Source organism: Pontibacter burrus (assembly GCF_010686685.1).
Classification (GTDB): domain Bacteria; phylum Bacteroidota; class Bacteroidia; order Cytophagales; family Hymenobacteraceae; genus Pontibacter; species Pontibacter burrus.
The window spans coordinates 391,075-408,296 of the sequence record NZ_JAAGWD010000002.1 but is presented as its reverse complement, the minus strand read 5'-3'; the positions used below and the strand labels follow the sequence as shown (position 1 = coordinate 408,296).

Genomic DNA, 17,222 nt, shown 5'->3' with positions numbered 1-17,222 from the left:
ACTGTAGTAGGTGCTGATCAAACTGTTACGGGAAACCTATATTCCTTGGCTATCTCTGTAGCCACTACCTGCCCCGATATAAGAGAAGGCGGCACTCCAGGACCGGGCACGGTAAGCTGACCGGTATAGAAAAGGTTCTTTACTTTTTTGCTCTTTAAGGCAGGTTTCAGCAATGCGGTTTGCAGCAGGGTGTTTGCTAATCCATAAGCATTGCCCTTAAAGGCATTGTAATCGTGTATAAAGTCGTTGTGCGCGTAGCTGCGCTTGTACACCACACTTGAGCGGATTTCCTGGTTGGTCAGCTTCTCCAGCCGGTCCATTACCAGGTTATAGTATTTCTCCCGAATTTCTTCGGTATCCTGCAGGCCAGGAGCTACAGGTATCAGTATAAACAAGTTCTCACAGCCATCCGGAGCCACGCTTGGGTCGGTTACAGATGGCGCCGAAACGTAGAATAAAGGTTTGGTGGGCCACTGCGGGTTCGAGTAAATCTCGCGGGCATGCGGTCCGAAATCTTCATCAAAAAACAGGTTATGATGCCGCAGGTTGTTTAAGCGCTTACTGATACCCAGGTAAAAGATCAATGATGAAGGCGCCATTACGCGGGTATCCCAGTACGTATCGGAGTAACTTTGATACTGCGGCGGCAACAGTTGTTTTTCTACATGGTGATAATCGGCGCTGGCAACTATAACATCGGCTTCAAAGGCGGTGGAACTGGTAACTATAGTTGTAGCGACACCCTGAGCTACCTCAATCTGCTGTACACCCTGGTTATACTTAAACGTTACGCCCTTTTCTTCTGCCAGCTGCACCATGCCTTCAATTATTTTGTGCATGCCCCCCATCGGGTACCAGGTACCAAGGCTGATATCAGCATAGTTCATTAAACTATAAAGAGCAGGCGTATTTTCGGGTAGAGCTCCCAGAAACAGGATCGGGAACTCCATGAGTTTGATAATGCGCGGGTGGCTGAAATAACGGCGGATGTGCTTATGAAAAGATTGGAAAACATCCATCCGGAGCACGTCCAACAGCAAACGCAGGCTCATAAACTCCGAGAGTGAACGCCCGGGTTTGTAAACCAACTGGTTTATGCCTACTTCGTATTTGTAAGCAGCCTGCGTTAAAAACTTATCTAAAGCGGATGCACCGCCTGGCTCCCATTTCTCGAAAAGCGTCTTAAGCGCATCTAGCGAGGCAGGTACATCCACAAAATCATTATCGCCAAAGACCACGGTATAAGACGGGTCCAGACGTTTCAGGTCATAATAGTCGGCAGTGGATTTGCCAAACTTACGGAAATATGTTTCGAATACGTCGGGCATCCAGTACCAGCTGGGGCCCATATCAAAAGTAAAACCTTCTGCGCTGAAGCTGCGCGCGCGGCCACCGGGCGTACTGTTCTTTTCCAGTACAGTTACCTTATACCCTAGATCGGCAAGGCTGGTAGCTGCTGCTAAACCAGAAAAGCCGGAGCCAATTACAATTACTTCTTTTCCATCCATTCAGTAAGTTCTGGCGCCCGCACAGCCTATCAAGCATCCTGCTGGTACACTTTCAGCGATTGCTTGAGCTCTTTGCGTGCAATGTGTATTCTGTTTTTTACCGTACCGATCGGGATCTGTAGTTTTTCAGCGATCTCTGTATACTTATACCCGATGTAATACATCATAAAAGGGGTGCGATGCTCTTCATTCAGGCCGGCAATTGCTTCGTTAATATCGTTCATGACGAAAGTTGCCGTTCCTTTGTTCTGCGTAATGTAGTTTTCGTTGGTGTTGAGGTACTGCAGATACTCGGTGCTGTCGATGTTGCTGCTGCGTTTTGTGATTTTGTTATAGTTGTTGATGAACGTGTTACGCATGATGGTATAGAGCCAGGCTTTTAGGTTTGTGCCTGCCTTAAACTTATCCTTGTTGGATAATGCTTTTAACATCGTTTCCTGTACCAGGTCCTTTGCATCATCTACATCGCGGGTAAGGTTAAATGCTACCGGCCGTAAGGACTGGGTAACGCGCTCTATCAGGTTGCTGAATTCTATGGCTGTCATTTTGTTTACACTTTACTTTAAAACTATAAACAAATATACGCAAGATTCAGGAAAAAAAAATTATTTTGTTTATTTTTTTATCAACAACGTTAAACAAAGTGTAAACATTGACTTTTAAATAGTAACCAAATAAAAATGAGCTGGTTAAGAAACAAAAAAAGAAAAGCCTGTCTGTACGCTTACGTTACAGACAGGCTTTTAACTATAGTTTAATTCTTTTTTAACTAAATAACTGGTAAAACTCCCGCATACACTTCAGTCGGATAACGTTTTCCGGGAATACCAGTTGCTCCTGCTGCACAAGCAAACCATACAGGTAAATTGTGCAGTCCGGAAACCTGTTACCCAGTTTATGGATATAGTTCTGCACCTGATCGCGCTCCGGCATAGATGTAAGCACTGAGCATATAAACTTTGGCTTACAGTGCTCATAGGTAAGCTCCAGGTCACAAAAGGGCAGATTCTGGCCCATATAGATCACCGGCAGGTTGTGCAGCCTTACGATATAGTTCATATACAGCAAGCCCAGCTCGTGCAGCTCTCCTTCCGGCAGGTACAACAGGTAAGACGGAGTGCCGGGCTGCCGGCGCGTTACCTGCCCGTCAATGGCAACTATGAGTTTCTGCCGTATCAGGTTGCTTACAAAGTGCTCGTGTGCCGGTGTAATGTTCCCTGTCTGCCACAGAATCCCGATCTTATGCAGGAAAGGATAAATGAGCCGGTTCATCGCTTCAGCAAAGCCCAGTTGCAGGGTTACTGTCGAAATAGCCTTGTCAAATGCATCCTCATCCAGGTCCAGCATGGCTGCCATCATATCATTGATGGGCTTGGAGCACTCGCCCGGCACCTCACAAATCTGCTGCACTTCCTGCACCAGTTGCTCCGGGTCCATTTGCGCGATCTTCGAGATCTTGTACCCTTTCTCGTTCAGCAACGATACATTTAGCAAGGTTTTCAGGTCTTTGTCATCGTAATACCTGATGTTTGTTTCCGTCCGTTTGGGGCACAGGATGTTATACCGCTGTTCCCAAATCCGGATAGTATGGGCTTTAATGCCCGAAAGATGTTCCAGTTCTTTAATGGTGTACTGCGCCACTTTTATCCTGTTCTTGTTTATTAACTACTTCACTTGCTGCCTTAAAATACCTTGGCGCTACCCACAACATGCCAAACGACTCTGAGCCATGTTTGCCTTTTACCTTATGATGCACCCTGTGCGCCATATTAAGCGCCTTCAGGTACACGTTAGAAGTTCGGCCAAACATTTTGATGCGTCGGTGGATGAACACATCATGGATCAGAAAATAGGCAACGCCATACAAGGTTATACCAGCACCTATCCAAAACCTGTAATCCAGTGGCTCGCTGCCAAAAATAAAAAACAGCATTGCCAGCGAACCATACCAGGCAAAAAACAGGTCGTTCCACTCGAATGTGTGCTGGTGCCGGGTGTGATGCGACTTATGCAGGAACCATAGAAACCCGTGCAGCACGTATTTGTGCATCGCCCAGGCTATAGCTTCCATTCCAATAAAGGTCAAGAACATGATTCCGACACCCATCAGCATACCCAAAGAACAGCAAGTTTAAGAAATAGTTTTAAAAGTTAAACAGAAATCACCAACTGATGATCTCTTTATTAAGAAAAGCAGCAATGCCGCGCTGGCAATCTTCGGAGCTGCGGGCTACGGCATTCATTTCGGCAGCATATTGCAGACCTTCTTCAAGCGTCATTTCCTGCACACGCGCAATCATCTCTTTGGTTACTTCCATGCTTTGCCGTGAATTTTCGGCACATAGTTTCTGAGCGAAATCCTCTACACGCTGCTCCAATTCCTCAGCAGGCACCACATAGTTTACGAGGCCATAGTTAGCCGCTTCGGCAGCTGAGATCAAATCACCGGTGAGCAATAACTGTTTGGCTCTGGCCTCTCCTATTTTGCGCAACAGAAACACTTTAACTATAGCAGGTATAAAACCGATCTTTACTTCGGTATAGCCAAACCTGGCTTCCGGCACAGTAAAGCCAAAATCGCAGATCGCGGCCAGTCCGCAACCGCCAGCTATGGCATGTCCGTGTATTTGCGCGATCACCACTTTCTTTAAAGTATAGATCATCCGGAAAAGCTCCATCAGGTGTGTAGAGTCAAGCAGGTTCTCCTGGTAATCGTTGCTCTGTAGTTTCTGAATATATTCCAGGTCGGCACCGGCACAAAATACTTTTCCTTCAGCGCGCAGCACAATCACTTTGCAGACATCATCTTCCTCAGCAGCGGCAAAAGCGCGCTTCAGTTCAGACACGACTTCATAGTTCAAGGCATTCCGCTTTTCTGCTCTGGCCAGGGTGATGTAGCCGACCCGTTCATGCACTTTATAGTGTACAAAGTCCATTTCCAGTTTTTCAGCAGATGTTGCTGTATCGTTCATATCGGTATAGTTTATAGTTTGATTGTAAAACAGGCTGGAGTTCAAATATACGTAAGACTTGATGTAATGCTCGGGAGTTTATAAAGAAAGTCTTTGCCTTGTGTAGAGTAACTGTATTTCGCGTGTAGCTTTAAAGCAATCCCAGCTTATTGTTGGTATTAAAGCACTTTAGTTCTATAGTTGCTTTTTGTCATGTCGAGCGCAGTCGAGACATCTTATATGTCCTTTAGTTGAAGATTCTTCCAACCGGCACCAAGCTATAGTTTCAAACTTCCTGTAATCCTGTGAGCTTTACTTACCTATCATTTTATAGATGTTTTGGTGCGCTCACGGCCGCGGGGCCCCGTCTTCGGGCATCGCGCGGTGTACCTTTCTTTTGCTCATTCCTCGCAATGGCTACGCCACCAGAAATCTACAAGGCGCTCAACCCAAAGACTGAAATCAATCGATAGCTAAACTATAGTTTGTTGAATGGCTATAGTTGCATCGCCTTTTAGTGGTGGTAGTTCCTTGTGGCAGGCTGCGCCTGCCTACTCATGTTTTGTAACTATAAAACTATAAGACAAACAATAGCAGCAGCCGAAATTCCCCTCCTGGGAGGGGTTGGGGTGGGTTAATTGCCAACTATAGAACTATAACGCAAACTATAGCAACTACTAAAAGCTCCCTCTTCTGTTCTGGGGGTAGGGGCTCTCGATAAAAGGAGAGGGCTGGGGTGAGGTAAAACTATAGGAAAAGCCCTGATCCTGTAAATCCTCTAATCCTGAAAATCCTGATTCTGACAAAAAACCCGCAGCCATAATTCTCCGTTTAAAAATTTGCTAACGAACGTTAGGTTGTTTACATTTGTTAGTTATATATGGAAGTAACTTTGAGCAGAAAAGAACAGATAGAAAAAACCGCAACAGCACTTTTCAGAAAAAGGGGCTTTTCGGCCACCTCTATGCGCGACCTGGCGAATGAACTGGGTATCGAGGCTGCCAGCATCTACTCCCATATCCGCTCCAAGGAAGAGATTCTGCAACGTGTCTGCTTCCGGATGGCAAATGAGTTTTTTGAGGCGATAGATAAAGTAGATGATCCGGAGGCAACCGCCTCTGCGCGATTGCAGGCTGCTATTACCGCACACGTGCAGGTACTAACCAAAAATACCGAGGCATCGGCAGTTTTTCTGTACGAGTGGCGCCACCTGAGCGAACCGTACCACGCTGAGTTCCTGACCCTACGAGACCGTTACGAAAAGCATTTCAGGGAGATTATAAAAGCAGGTATCAGCATAGGCGAGTTTAAAGTACCTGACGAGAAATTTGCTGTTTTAACGATACTTTCCGGACTGAACTGGATACATACCTGGTACAAGCCCGATGGAAAAATGAACGCAGAAGAAATTGCCGCTAACCTGGCAACTATGTTACTAAACGGACTGAAACAAACTTAATACGCGCCAAACACAAACTAACTAATCGCCGGGCTGCTACCTACAGTCCGGCACCTTTACTGAACCTTTAAACTATAGATATTATGTACGGAGGAGGAAACGTTTTTGAAGCTACCAAGTTCGACGATGTACAGGTCGAAGATCCTGTAAAATTAGAAGAATTTGAAGCGCGCATCGCCCGTGGCGAGAAGATCGAGCCAACCGACTGGATGCCCGAACTATACCGCAAGCAGCTGATCCGCATGATCGAGCAGCACGCTCACTCGGAAATCATCGGCGCCCTGCCCGAGGGAACCTGGATCACTCGTGCTCCTGGCTTCCGCAGAAAAATGGCACAGATGGCAAAAGTGCAGGACGAAGTAGGTCACGCTCAGTTACTCTACTCTGCCGCCGAAACACTGGGTAAGTCGCGCGAGCAGATGCTGACTGACCTGATCAACGGTAAATCAAAATACTCGAACGTATTCAACTACCCTGCTTTTACCTGGGCAGATTCTAACATTATTTCCTGGCTGATTGATGCGGGTGCTATCGTTAACCAGATGGCGAATGCCAAAGGTTCTTACGGCCCTTACTCAAGAGCTTTGGAGCGTATCTGTGCTGAGGAAGCTTTCCACCTGAAGTATGGCCACGATGCCGTGGTACATATGGCAACCGGTACACCAAAGCAGCGCGAAATGATTCAGGCTGCGCTTAACCGTTGGTGGCCTCCGATCATGACCTTCTTCGGTCCATCTGATAAGATGAGTACACACACCGAAACGCTGATGCGCTGGAAAGTGAAGATGGCTTCTAATGACGAATGCCGTCAGCAGTTCCTGGATATGTATGTGCCCAAAATCTGGGAGCTTGGCTTAACTGTTCCGGATCCGAAACTGAAGAAGAACATGGAAACCGGCCAGTGGGAATACACCGAGCCGGATTGGGACGAGTTTAAGCGCGTAATTAACGGCGATGGCCCTTGCAACGCCGAACGCCTTGCCGTACGTCGTACTGCCGAAGAGCGCGGTGCCTGGGTTCGCAGAGCCCTGCTTAACCCGAAAGCGAAATACGTGAAGCCACTGGCATAGCCTGTGGCAATTAGAAATTCAAAATTATGAATTAGAAATTGATCTGGAGAGCCGAACTATAGTTTGAACCACCCATTTCTAATTTCTAATTTTTAATTCATAATTAAGAAAGATGAGCTTAAAGTCACTTGACCCGAGAGTAACGCGACTGAATTTGCCGGAAGGTGAAGTTCCTGCCATGGAGCCGAAGCCGGAACTGGATCAGTTTGAAACATACGAAGCCTTCCACCAAAAGAAAGAAGGCACTGCCCATACTTATGTTGGCCCTGTTCACGCGCCTAACGAAGATGTAGCTTTCCTGTTTGCAAAAGAGCAGTATAGCCGCCGTTTTCCGTGTGTTGGACTATGGATCGCGCGTACCGAGAACATCCAGGTAACTCCTTATGTGGGCGACCAGGAAAATGTGTATGAAACTATAACTATAGATGAGCCGACCGAGCGCAATGAGCAGGCGGAACCTTATGAGATATTCCACCTGAAAAAGCGTGGCAAGGCACATGCGCATGCTGGTCGTGTAATGGCAACATCCTACCCGGAAGCACTGGCAGAAGCTAAGAAAGCATTTGGTGAGAAAGGCCCTATCGTGAATGTGTGGGTAGTGAAATCAAAAGATGTTTTGCAATCTGCGGAAGAGGATAAGGATATGTGGACCACTATTCCGGAGAAAAAGTACCGCGAAGCCATTGCTTACAAGGTGATGGACAAGATCACGAAGTATAAAGAAGAAAATAAAACGACAACTGCGCAATAATGAACGAGCTAGCGATAAAAGACCTGCTATACAAACTGGCAGACGACCAGTTGATACTTGGCCACCGCAACTCTGAGTGGACCGGCTTCGGCCCGATATTGGAAGAGGACATTGCTTTCTCGTCAATGGCGCAGGATAAGATCGGCCATAGTTTAGCTTTTTACACGCTGCTGCAGGAGCTTGGAGAAGCTGACCCGGATACCGTAGCCTTCACTCGTAACGCCAACCAATTTCATAACAGCCAGTTAGTGGAGCTGCCAAACGGTGAGTATGATTTCAGCCTGATCCGTCACTTCCTGTACGACAATGCTGAAATCATCCGTTTTGAGATGCTGTCACAGTCGAGCTACGAGCCAATTGCTAAGGTGGCCACGAAACTGAAAGGGGAAGTAAAATACCACGTGCTGCACGCCAATACCTGGATCAAAAACCTGGGTTCTTCTACAGAAGAAGCTATCCTGCGTTTGCAATCATCCCTGAATGAGGCGCTGCCTTATGCGCTGGGCATGTTCGAAAAATCGAAGTATGAGCAGGAACTGGTCGATACTGGTGTGTATGCTGGCGAAGAGGCAGTGAAAGCAGAATGGCTAAAGCGAATCTCTGCAGTGATCGAAAAAACAGACCTGAAACTGCCAGACCTGGCAACTATAGAACCTAAGTTTGGCGGACGCTACGGTGAACATACAGAACACCTGCAGCCGCTACTGGACGAAATGGCCGAAGTATTTAAGATTGACCCAACTGCTGAGTGGTAGTTCTTTTATGACAAAAGATTTTTTGACAAAAGACAATTGACTTGGTTTATAAATGATGTATCTCTTTTGTCTTTTGTCATAATGTCCTTTGTCTAACTATAGCAACAATGGACCTGACTAAGGAACACATATTAACCCTGTTGGAGGAGGTAAAAGACCCTGAGATACCGGTATTATCGCTGGTAGATTTGGGTGTGATTACGGGTGTGGAAGTTTCGGAAGATGACCACGTAACCGTGAACATGACGCCTACTTTTGCTGGTTGCCCTGCGATGGACTACATGAAAAAAGATGTAGAGCGTACGCTGGAAAAGCACGGTATCGCTAACTATACGGTTAATATGACTTTCGACAAGCCCTGGGATAGTAATAAACTCAGCGAAAAAGGACGTCAGCATTTAAAAGAGTTTGGCCTGGCTCCGCCACCCAAGTACGACCTGATCCTGGACCTGGACATACTGGAGCATGTGAAATGCCCTTATTGCGACAGCGAGAATACAGATCTGAGAACTCCTTTCGGGCCGACGCTATGCCGCTCTATGCATTACTGTAACAACTGTAAGCAAATGTTCGAACAGTTCAAGCCGCTTTAATTGCTTTAGAATTCATTTTCCTATAAACCAGAAACGCCAGCTATAGTTAGCTGGCGTTTCTGGTTTATGACTATAGTTTATCTTTCCGAATTCTTCTGACCTAAGTGAATGCCACAACCATTAAACTGAATGCCCTTGGCAGTAACCCGCACCGAGTAAGGCGACACTTTCCCAGACATGGTATCTTTGCAATCCTGCTCAGTAAACTCTACTGTTAACTCGTTGCCCTCTGAATTTCCACGATATATAGTTGTCCTGCCCCGCACTTCCGGATCAGACACCGGTGTATCCAATACTATAGTTTCGGTAGGAAGCGTTCTGAAATACATGCCTTTTTCAAGGTCAATTTCCAGCGCCCAGCCGGGTTCATTGCCGGTTGCCACAAAGTCAATTCCTAGTCTTCGTTTCTCATCCCATAGCCCCGGACTGTCTTCTTCAAACTTCAGGTCTCTCCTTAAAACGTAATGATCAGCCAGGTTGGTCGTAATCCTTTTTCCTTCCCGATCCAGCAAGTGCAGTTCGCCACCTACCGACATATCAAACTGTGTCTGGCTTGTATCTGCAGCTGCACCGGATAGCTGCAGTATGCCATTGCGAATCTGCCAGGTTCCGCTACGGGTGTAAGGTGTTACATCCCGCTCCTGATAAATCATGGTTTCCTCAAAGGTGTTGTCGTTTTTCAGGCTCAGGTTATAGTTAATACCAGGGCAATCAGCACAGGGTATTACGCCACGCCATGTTCCTATCAAACTACTCGTTAGCCTGTCCTCTCCTACTGTTACATCAACAGGTTCTGTTCTGATATCGCTGGTTGTACAGGCTGAAATCCCCAACAGCAGCCCCAACACTCCTATTGTAAATACACTTTTCATACTTATACCTTACGGCCTAATACCGCCACAGGTCTCGCAATTTAACTAAAAAGAAACCCTGCTACTGCTAGCAGGGTCCCCTATTCTTTATGAAGACTCTAAACTATAGTTGATCCATTTCATGCTGCACAAAATCGGCCAGGCTGCGAATGTACTCCGTACTGAAATCGAATTTAATGCCGGCTGCTTCGTACACTTCGCCAATGGATACGGTATAGCCCAGGCTAAGAGCCCGTTTGTAAGCGGCCAGGCCTTCTGCAGGGTTCTCCTTATAGTTCTTCCAGACGGCAATCGCCCCAAGCTGTGCCATAGCATACTCTACGTAATAGAACGGCACTTCATAAATATGCAGCTGCTTCTGCCACATGATAGGCTTATACTTCTCCAGTCCTTTCCAGTTAACTATAAGGTGGTTGAACTGCTCAAATATAGTTACCCATTCCTGGTGGCGTTGCGCTGTTGTCTGCTCCGGATGCTCATAAATCCAGTGCTGAAACTTATCAACGGTAGCAACCCACGGGAAGGTCTCCAATACACTTTCGAGGTGCGTTTTCTTGGCTCGGCGCAGCTCGTCTTCATCTTCAAAAAACGTATCCCAGTAATCCATCGAGATCAGCTCCATCGACATGGAAGCAAGTTCTGCTACTTCTGAAGGCGGATGTTTAAAGGAGTTCAGTTCCAGCTCTCGGGTCAGGAAGGAATGTACGGCGTGGCCACCTTCGTGCAACATCGTGATCACATCGCGAAGACTCGAAGTCGCATTCATAAAAATGAAAGGTACTCCAATCTCATCAAGCGGATAGTTGTAACCGCCCGGAGCTTTTCCTTTTCTTGACTCCAGGTCCAGGTGGCCCATAGCACGCATCGTAGCCAGGCAATCGCCCAGGTAGGTATCAAGTTTATAGAATACCTGCACCGTTTTCTCCAGCAGTTCCTCCCCTGACTTAAATGGCTCCAGCGGTTTTTTACCCGACGGATCTACATCCAGGTCCCATGGGCGAAGTTCGTCCACGTTCAGTTTCTGCTTGCGTTCTTCGTCTATCTTGGTAAGTAGCGGAACTATAGTTTCCTTTATCGAAGTATGGAAATCGAAGCAGTCCTGCGGGGTATAGTCGAAGCGCCCCATGGCAGCAAACATGTAGTCGCGAAAATTACCGAAGCCGGCATTTTTGGCAACCTGGGTGCGGAGGGTTAACAGCTCGTTAAACAGCTCATCCAGCTTGTCTTTATCCTGAAAGCGGCGTTCCTGTATTGTCTTCCACGCATTCTCACGCACGGCTCGGTCGTTTTGCTTCATGCGATCTGCCGCACGTTGCAGGGTCATTTCTTCGCCGTCTAGCGTTACTGTCATGGCACCGGTGATGGCGGCGTATTGCTGTTGTTTGGTGCTGATTTCGGTGTTAAGCGGAATGTTCTCTTCCCTGAAAATCTCCAGTGCGCGCTTTACACCACGCAGGTAAATTCTGTATTTCTCTTCATCCAGCTCCTTTACATACAGCGACTGTATCAGCTTCTTGTTCAGCTCATGGTCATAAGGTGCGATCTTCGGATCGATCTCAGAAACAAAATATTGGAAGGCTTTCGTGCTTTCTTCGTTCTGTGTGTCGCAGGTCATCCGGATATAGCGCCAGCCCATATCTTCCGAAAGCATGCTTTCCAGCTCGCTGCGATCGGACATCCATTTTTCCAGTTCCTGTACATTATGTATCTGTCGGCTATTAAGTTCTTCAAAGTAAGGCTGAAGTGCCTCCCAGGTTTCTACCTTAAAGTTTTCTGGCAGGTAAGTCCGGGTTTTGCGCTCAGGTATAATTAAGTTTGCCTTTATGTTTGTCATATTATTACCATATAATCTAAGAGTGTACTATAGTACTCCACCTGAAAGTACAAAAAAAGCCATATCTACAAAAGATATGGCTTTAAATTTATACGTAAAAACCGGTTATCCGATTTCGATGACAACATCGCTGGTAAGTGGATGGCCTACGCAGTTCAATACATAACCTTCATCCATCTCCGCATCCGATAAACCTTCGCGCTCATCCAGGTGCACTTTTCCGCTCAGGCATTTGCCACGACAGGCAGTACATAAGCCCGCCTGGCAGGAGTACGGCAGGTCCACATCCTGATCCAGCGCAGCCTCTAAAATTGTCTGGTCCGGGTTAACTACAACGCTATACTCTGCGCCTTCATAAATTATGGTTACAGTCTGCGTTGTAATCTCGTCGCTGTCTGTGTCGCTTACGCTGCCATGCTGGTCTGCTTCCTGCTGCTGTTCTATCAGTTTGTTGCTCACAAAGCTTTCTCTGAACATTTTATCAGCAGGTACATGCAACACGTTGAGGGCTTTACGCACTTCATCCATCATGCCTTCAGGTCCGCACATAAAGTACAACCCGTTGTTGATTTTTGTAAGCTGCAAGCGCTCCAGAATTTTAATGATCAGGCTCTGGTTCATGCGCCCGCGGTGCTCGCAATCGTGCTTCGGCTGACTATAGATGTAAGCAATCTGTAAACGGTCCGGATTTTCAGCACGCAGTTGCTCCAGTTGCTCTTTAAAGATCACAGAGTCTTCATCGCGGTTGCCATAAAGTAGTGTTACTTTGCTGTCTGGCTCTTCGCGCAGCACGCCTTTCAGGATAGACATAAGCGGCGTTATACCGCTGCCTGCACCTAATAAAATTACGTTGCGGTTTTCGGAAGCACTGCAGGTAATACAGAAATTACCAAGCGGTTCCATCACTTCTATCTCCTGCCCTACCTGTGCGTTATCGAGCAGGTAATTAGAGACTTTTCCACCGGGTACGCGCTTTATAGTTACCGACAGCGTTTGCTCGTGCGGGGTGCTGCTCAGGGAGTAAGACCGGCGTTCTTTCTTGCCCTCAAAAGGGATGATGAGCGTGAGAAACTGGCCTGGTTTATAGTTTATAGTTTGGTTTGCGGGTTGTTCAAAATGGAGGGTAACAGCATCTGAAGTTTCGCGGGTGATGTCCGCTATTTTCAGCGTGTGGTAAGAGCTACTCATTTTATCTTGTTTTATGAAATTCTGATTTCGGATTAGAACCTGATTTGAAACTGAAAGTTACAATAAACTTACATGTTGTGAGAAAGTTTTTGCCAAAACATAACGTTTTTCTATTAAGTATACGTACAAGAGCAAATCTGAAAATGCGCTGCATGCAGATTTAAAAAAAAGCTGCAACTTTGTGCAGTTGAGCAGCTTCAGAAGCAAAAGGGACGTATAAACTCCCTCTCAACAAACCGTTCTAACACCTTACTACAATAAAACTGTGATGCTTTATAAACTCACGCTAAAAAACTGTGAAAAAACCGTAGTGGTAGATGACCACACCTACGAGTACATTCAGAAGAACACGTACCTGCAGCAGATCGAATTCTTAAAGCACCTGCGCATCCATTCCAACGGCTACGCCTTCTTCCAGAAGAACTGGCCGTTAAAGAATGGCAAGTACCGCAACGAAACGATTTACCTGCACAAGCTTATTGGCGAGCAGCTGCTGGAGAAACCAGAAAGCAACATTAAGTTGTACGTGCATTTCAAAAACGGCAACAAACTGGACTGCCGCCGCGAGAACCTGGAGTGGGCACCGCTCTGCAAAATTGTGCGCAACACCACCAAAACCGAGAATAAACTTGGGGTGCGTGGTGTGCATAAAGAAGCCCAGAAATACCGCGCCATTATCCATCATAACAAGCAGCGCATTAACCTGGGAACTTTCGAGACCTTGCAGGAAGCTGCCCTGGCTTACAGCAAAAAATCGGAAGAGCTGTTTGGTAAAACTAAAAGTTTAAAAACACTCTCTAAGTTTGTGGAAGAAGTGAATTAACTTCTTATACTTGCGCCCGCAGCTATAAATTAGCTGCACGATAGAGTGAATGAAAACAACGAAAGAACTTAGCGAACTGCTGAGACGGCACACTGCTGCCTTTGCCCCGGTAATTAAAGCCGATATGCAAAGCAACGCAGTGTGCCGTCTTGATTTTACAGCTGCCAACACCCTACTGCAGCAAACCGACTTAGTTGATACTGCAACATTTAACGAGGCTGTAAACCAGATGCTGGCTGAGCAAAACGCAACTATAGGCGTAGGCGGTTATTTTGAAGACCGGTCCATCTACAGACGCAGTACACACTTTGATGCTGCTGCCGAAAGCCGTAACCTGCATTTAGGAATAGATATATGGATGGAGGCCGAAACACCAATTCACACGCCGCTGGATGCCACGGTCCATAGTTTCCAGGACAACAACAACTTTGGCGACTATGGCCCAACTATAATACTGCAGCACGAGCTGGAAGGTGTTACGTTTTATACCCTGTATGGTCACCTGAGCCGCCGGTCGCTGGAAGGGATGGAAGTTGGAAAGGAATTTAAGAAAGGCGACCAAATTGCCTGGCTTGGCAACTACCCTGAAAACGGCGACTGGCCACCACACCTGCATTTCCAGGTCATGACAACGATGGAAGGCCGCACTGGCGATTTTCCGGGCGTAGCAGCTGCATCAGACAGAGCACACTATGAGCAGATCTGCATTAACCCGAACCTGATACTGCAGTGCCCGCTGCTGCCGATGTAAGTTATAAAAGTAAGACCTCACAGCGTCTGGAGGACCTGTGAGTGTCAGGCTACGAAGCAAATTTGACGCTCACAGGAGCTGCGCACACTGTGAGGTCACTGCCAACTATAAAACAGAAAAGCCATACTTGCGGGTATGGCTTTTCTGTTTTAGAACAACTATAGTTTAATCAAACTTAATAGCTTTAACCGGTTTAATGCGTGCTACCATAGCGGCTGGTATTAGAATGGCCAGCATTGTCATGGCAAGGGTAATGAGGTTGAGCACCACTATCATCCCGAAGTTCCAGCTGATCGGAACCGTGTCCATGTAGTAGTTTTCAGGATCGAGCGGGATGATTTTGAAGTAGTATTGTATTGCGCAGAAACCGATACCAATAATGTTACCCCATAGCATGCCGCGCAGCGTTAAGTGCAGGCCCCGGAAGTAAAATACTTTCCGGATCTGGGCATCCGTAGCTCCTACCGCTTTCAGTACCCCGATCATGTTTATCCGCTCAATGATCATGATAAACACCGTAGATACCATGTTGAATGTAGCTACAAACACAATGAGCACCAGAAAAATAACTACATTTTTACGGAGCAGTTGTAACCAATCAAACAGCTGGGCGTGGCGGTCGGTTATCTTTTCCAGCTGCAGATCATAGTTCATTTTTTCGAACACCTCATCTGCCACCTGGTCAATCTTGTTATAGTCGGTCAGCATTACCTCCATGCCACCGGCAATAGAATCGGGCCAGTTGTTCAGCTCACGTATCAGTTTTATATCACCGATCACAAACACTTCGTCGAACTCTTCCAGGCCCGTGTTAAAAATGCCGGATACCTTCAGTTTGCGGGCGCGGGGCGGGTTCTGTATAAAGTAGAAAATGGCTTCGTCGCCTACTTTTAACTTAAGCTTTTCGGCCACCCGGCGGCTCAGCATTACCTCTTTAGAGGAGGCTGTATCGTTGTAGCTTAGCAGTTGCCCGTCGTCCAGGTTCTGCTTCATCGAGCTCAGGTCGTAGTCTTTGCCTACCCCTTTCAGCACCACACCCAGTACCTCATCTTCCGACTTAACTATAGCCGTTTTGCGGGCATACGCCTGTATCTGTTTTACGCCGGGTATCGAGTCATCTTCCGAAATACCGATGTTTACACTAATGGGCGCGCCCTCGTAAGAGTTGTTGGTATCGTACCTGCTTATCTGCAGGTGTGCTCCGAAACTGAAAATCTTGTTGCGAATCTCATCACGGAAACCCTCCAGTATCGCAAATGATACAATCATGATGGCGATGCCGGCAGCTATGCTTATAATTGCTATTTTTGTAACCGACGCCGTAAACGAACCGGATTTTACGCCAGAGATTTTCTCGGATATATACTTGGATATGTTCACGCGTTAAAACAGAATAAACTGCCTTAAAGATAGGTATGAAATTTGACTTCTTCTCAATTATGATACAGCCACTGTTTTTACTTTATACTTCGTTGTTGCTGGCTATGGGCAGTTGTACGCCACAGCAAACGCCTGAGCAATCTCAGCAAGCCGAAGAGCCACCTGTAGTAATTGAGCTATCGAAAGATGAATTGATGCAGACCGGCGCAGAGCAACTCAAACTATACCTGCCGAAGCTGCAAGGCAAGCGCGTAGGCATGGTTGTGAACCAGACTTCTATAGTTGGTAATGCGCATTTAGTGGATACCCTGCTAAGCCATGGCGTTAAAATTACGACCATTTTTGCGCCGGAACATGGTTTCCGGGGCGAGGCCGATGCTGGTGCTTATGTAAAGGATGCTAAAGATACAAAGACTAACCTGCCTATCATTTCGCTTTACGGTAAAAACAAAAAGCCATTGCCGGAGCAGCTCACCAATGTAGATGTATTGGTTTTTGATATCCAGGATGTGGGAACACGCTTTTATACCTACATCAGCACAATGCACTATGTAATGGAAGCGGCCGCCGAAAATGGCAAAGAAGTACTGATACTGGACCGTCCGAATCCGAACGGGAACTATGTAGATGGCCCGGTGCTGGAGCCAGAGCATAAGTCGTTTGTTGGTATGCACCCTATTCCAATCGTTCATGGGCTTACGGTAGGCGAACTGGCAAACATGATAAATGGAGAGAAATGGCTGGAAGGCAAGCGACAAGCGAAAATTACAGTTATACAGGTTGCAAACTATAACCACAGCATGCCTTATAGTTTGCCGGTGAAGCCATCACCAAACCTGCCTAACCAGCAGGCTATTTTGCTTTATCCTTCGCTTTGCCTGTTTGAAGGTACAAACGTAAGTGTTGGTCGCGGCACGCCTACTCCTTTCCAGGTTATTGGCAGCCCGAACTATAAGTTTAAGGAGTTTTCGTTTACGCCGGTAAGTATGCCGGGCGCTACCGATCCGCCTCATAAGAACCAGGTTTGCTATGGAAAGAACTTAACCGATCCCGCCGCAGCACAACCATTCACCTTAGCTTACCTTATCGATTTTTATAAGAACTCAACGCAGCAGGATAAGTTTTTCAACAACTTTTTCGAAAAACTGGCCGGTACCAGTGAGTTAAGAAAGCAGATCATAGCCGGAAAAACAGAAGCCGAGATTCGTGCCAGCTGGGAGCCTGCCCTGTCAAACTATAAAACCTTACGAAAAAAATACCTGCTCTACCCCGACGCAGAATAATACT

General features: G+C 46.7%; 17 protein-coding genes. 8 read left to right on the top strand and 9 right to left on the bottom strand.

What is annotated here, in order from left to right; translation table 11 throughout:
• Window positions 1-17: 17 nt before the first annotated feature.
• The 5 genes from GXP69_RS06470 to GXP69_RS06450 form a co-directional block, all read right to left on the bottom strand.
• On the bottom strand, window positions 18-1,508 hold the full coding sequence (locus GXP69_RS06470) for a phytoene desaturase family protein (RefSeq protein WP_163913588.1): 1,491 nt from the start codon (window positions 1,506-1,508) through the stop codon (window positions 18-20).
• 29 nt (window positions 1,509-1,537) lie between these two features.
• Window positions 1,538-2,053, bottom strand: coding sequence for an RNA polymerase sigma factor (locus GXP69_RS06465; RefSeq protein ID WP_163913586.1), 516 nt, complete (start codon window positions 2,051-2,053; stop codon window positions 1,538-1,540).
• Window positions 2,054-2,273: 220 nt separating this feature from the next.
• Window positions 2,274-3,149 carry a MerR family transcriptional regulator gene (locus GXP69_RS06460; RefSeq protein ID WP_163913584.1) on the bottom strand — a complete coding sequence of 292 codons (876 nt, stop codon included), beginning with the start codon at window positions 3,147-3,149 and terminating at the stop codon, window positions 2,274-2,276.
• Window positions 3,130-3,615 (bottom strand): sterol desaturase family protein, encoded by a 486-nt coding sequence (locus GXP69_RS06455; protein WP_235925579.1) that lies wholly within the window; start codon window positions 3,613-3,615, stop codon window positions 3,130-3,132. The genes GXP69_RS06460 and GXP69_RS06455 overlap by 20 nt, the downstream gene beginning before the upstream one ends.
• Before the next feature lie 55 nt (window positions 3,616-3,670).
• On the bottom strand, window positions 3,671-4,444 hold the full coding sequence (locus GXP69_RS06450) for an enoyl-CoA hydratase/isomerase family protein (protein WP_163913967.1): 774 nt from the start codon (window positions 4,442-4,444) through the stop codon (window positions 3,671-3,673).
• 907 nt (window positions 4,445-5,351) lie between these two features.
• Between GXP69_RS06450 and GXP69_RS06445 the strand changes: the two genes are divergently transcribed.
• The 5 genes from GXP69_RS06445 to paaD all read left to right on the top strand — a co-directional run bounded on the left by GXP69_RS06445 (window position 5,352) and on the right by paaD (window position 9,087).
• A complete protein-coding gene (locus GXP69_RS06445) occupies window positions 5,352-5,918 on the top strand; it encodes a TetR/AcrR family transcriptional regulator (protein ID WP_204281935.1) in 567 nt (188 codons plus the stop codon).
• Window positions 5,919-6,001: 83 nt separating this feature from the next.
• On the top strand, window positions 6,002-6,988 hold the full coding sequence (paaA, locus tag GXP69_RS06440) for a 1,2-phenylacetyl-CoA epoxidase subunit PaaA (RefSeq protein WP_163913580.1): 987 nt from the start codon (window positions 6,002-6,004) through the stop codon (window positions 6,986-6,988).
• Window positions 6,989-7,100: 112 nt separating this feature from the next.
• Window positions 7,101-7,739, top strand: coding sequence for a phenylacetic acid degradation b (locus GXP69_RS06435; RefSeq protein ID WP_163913578.1), 639 nt, complete (start codon window positions 7,101-7,103; stop codon window positions 7,737-7,739).
• Window positions 7,739-8,494, top strand: a complete 756-nt coding sequence (gene paaC / locus GXP69_RS06430; protein WP_163913576.1) for a 1,2-phenylacetyl-CoA epoxidase subunit PaaC — start codon at window positions 7,739-7,741, stop codon at window positions 8,492-8,494. The genes GXP69_RS06435 and paaC overlap by 1 nt, the downstream gene beginning before the upstream one ends.
• 107 nt (window positions 8,495-8,601) lie before the next feature.
• Window positions 8,602-9,087: a 1,2-phenylacetyl-CoA epoxidase subunit PaaD gene (gene paaD, locus GXP69_RS06425; protein ID WP_163913574.1), complete on the top strand. Its 486-nt coding sequence runs from the start codon at window positions 8,602-8,604 to the stop codon at window positions 9,085-9,087.
• Window positions 9,088-9,164: 77 nt separating this feature from the next.
• Here the strand turns inward: paaD and GXP69_RS06420 are convergent, their stop codons facing one another.
• The 3 genes from GXP69_RS06420 to GXP69_RS06410 all read right to left on the bottom strand — a co-directional run bounded on the left by GXP69_RS06420 (window position 9,165) and on the right by GXP69_RS06410 (window position 12,981).
• A complete protein-coding gene (locus tag GXP69_RS06420) occupies window positions 9,165-9,959 on the bottom strand; it encodes a copper resistance protein NlpE N-terminal domain-containing protein (protein WP_163913572.1) in 795 nt (264 codons plus the stop codon).
• Window positions 9,960-10,062: 103 nt separating this feature from the next.
• Window positions 10,063-11,793 carry a M3 family oligoendopeptidase gene (locus GXP69_RS06415; RefSeq protein WP_163913570.1) on the bottom strand — a complete coding sequence of 577 codons (1,731 nt, stop codon included), beginning with the start codon at window positions 11,791-11,793 and terminating at the stop codon, window positions 10,063-10,065.
• 105 nt (window positions 11,794-11,898) lie between these two features.
• Entirely contained in the window at window positions 11,899-12,981 is a 1,083-nt protein-coding gene (locus GXP69_RS06410) for a ferredoxin--NADP reductase (RefSeq protein ID WP_163913568.1), read from the bottom strand.
• A 268-nt stretch (window positions 12,982-13,249) separates the two neighbouring features.
• On the opposite strand from GXP69_RS06410, the gene GXP69_RS06405 reads away from it, so the two are divergent.
• Complete coding sequence (locus tag GXP69_RS06405) at window positions 13,250-13,804, top strand: HNH endonuclease (RefSeq protein ID WP_163913566.1); 555 nt, start codon at window positions 13,250-13,252, stop codon at window positions 13,802-13,804.
• Between the two features lie 49 nt (window positions 13,805-13,853).
• A complete protein-coding gene (locus GXP69_RS06400) occupies window positions 13,854-14,555 on the top strand; it encodes a peptidoglycan DD-metalloendopeptidase family protein (RefSeq protein ID WP_163913564.1) in 702 nt (233 codons plus the stop codon).
• A gap of 165 nt (window positions 14,556-14,720) precedes the next feature.
• On the opposite strand, the gene GXP69_RS19270 is transcribed toward GXP69_RS06400, so the two are convergent.
• Entirely contained in the window at window positions 14,721-15,935 is a 1,215-nt protein-coding gene (locus GXP69_RS19270; protein WP_163913562.1) for an ABC transporter permease, read from the bottom strand.
• A gap of 35 nt (window positions 15,936-15,970) precedes the next feature.
• Here GXP69_RS19270 and GXP69_RS06390 point away from each other — a divergent pair, with 35 nt between their 5' ends.
• Entirely contained in the window at window positions 15,971-17,218 is a 1,248-nt protein-coding gene (locus GXP69_RS06390; protein ID WP_394367358.1) for an exo-beta-N-acetylmuramidase NamZ family protein, read from the top strand.
• Window positions 17,219-17,222: the final 4 nt, after the last annotated feature.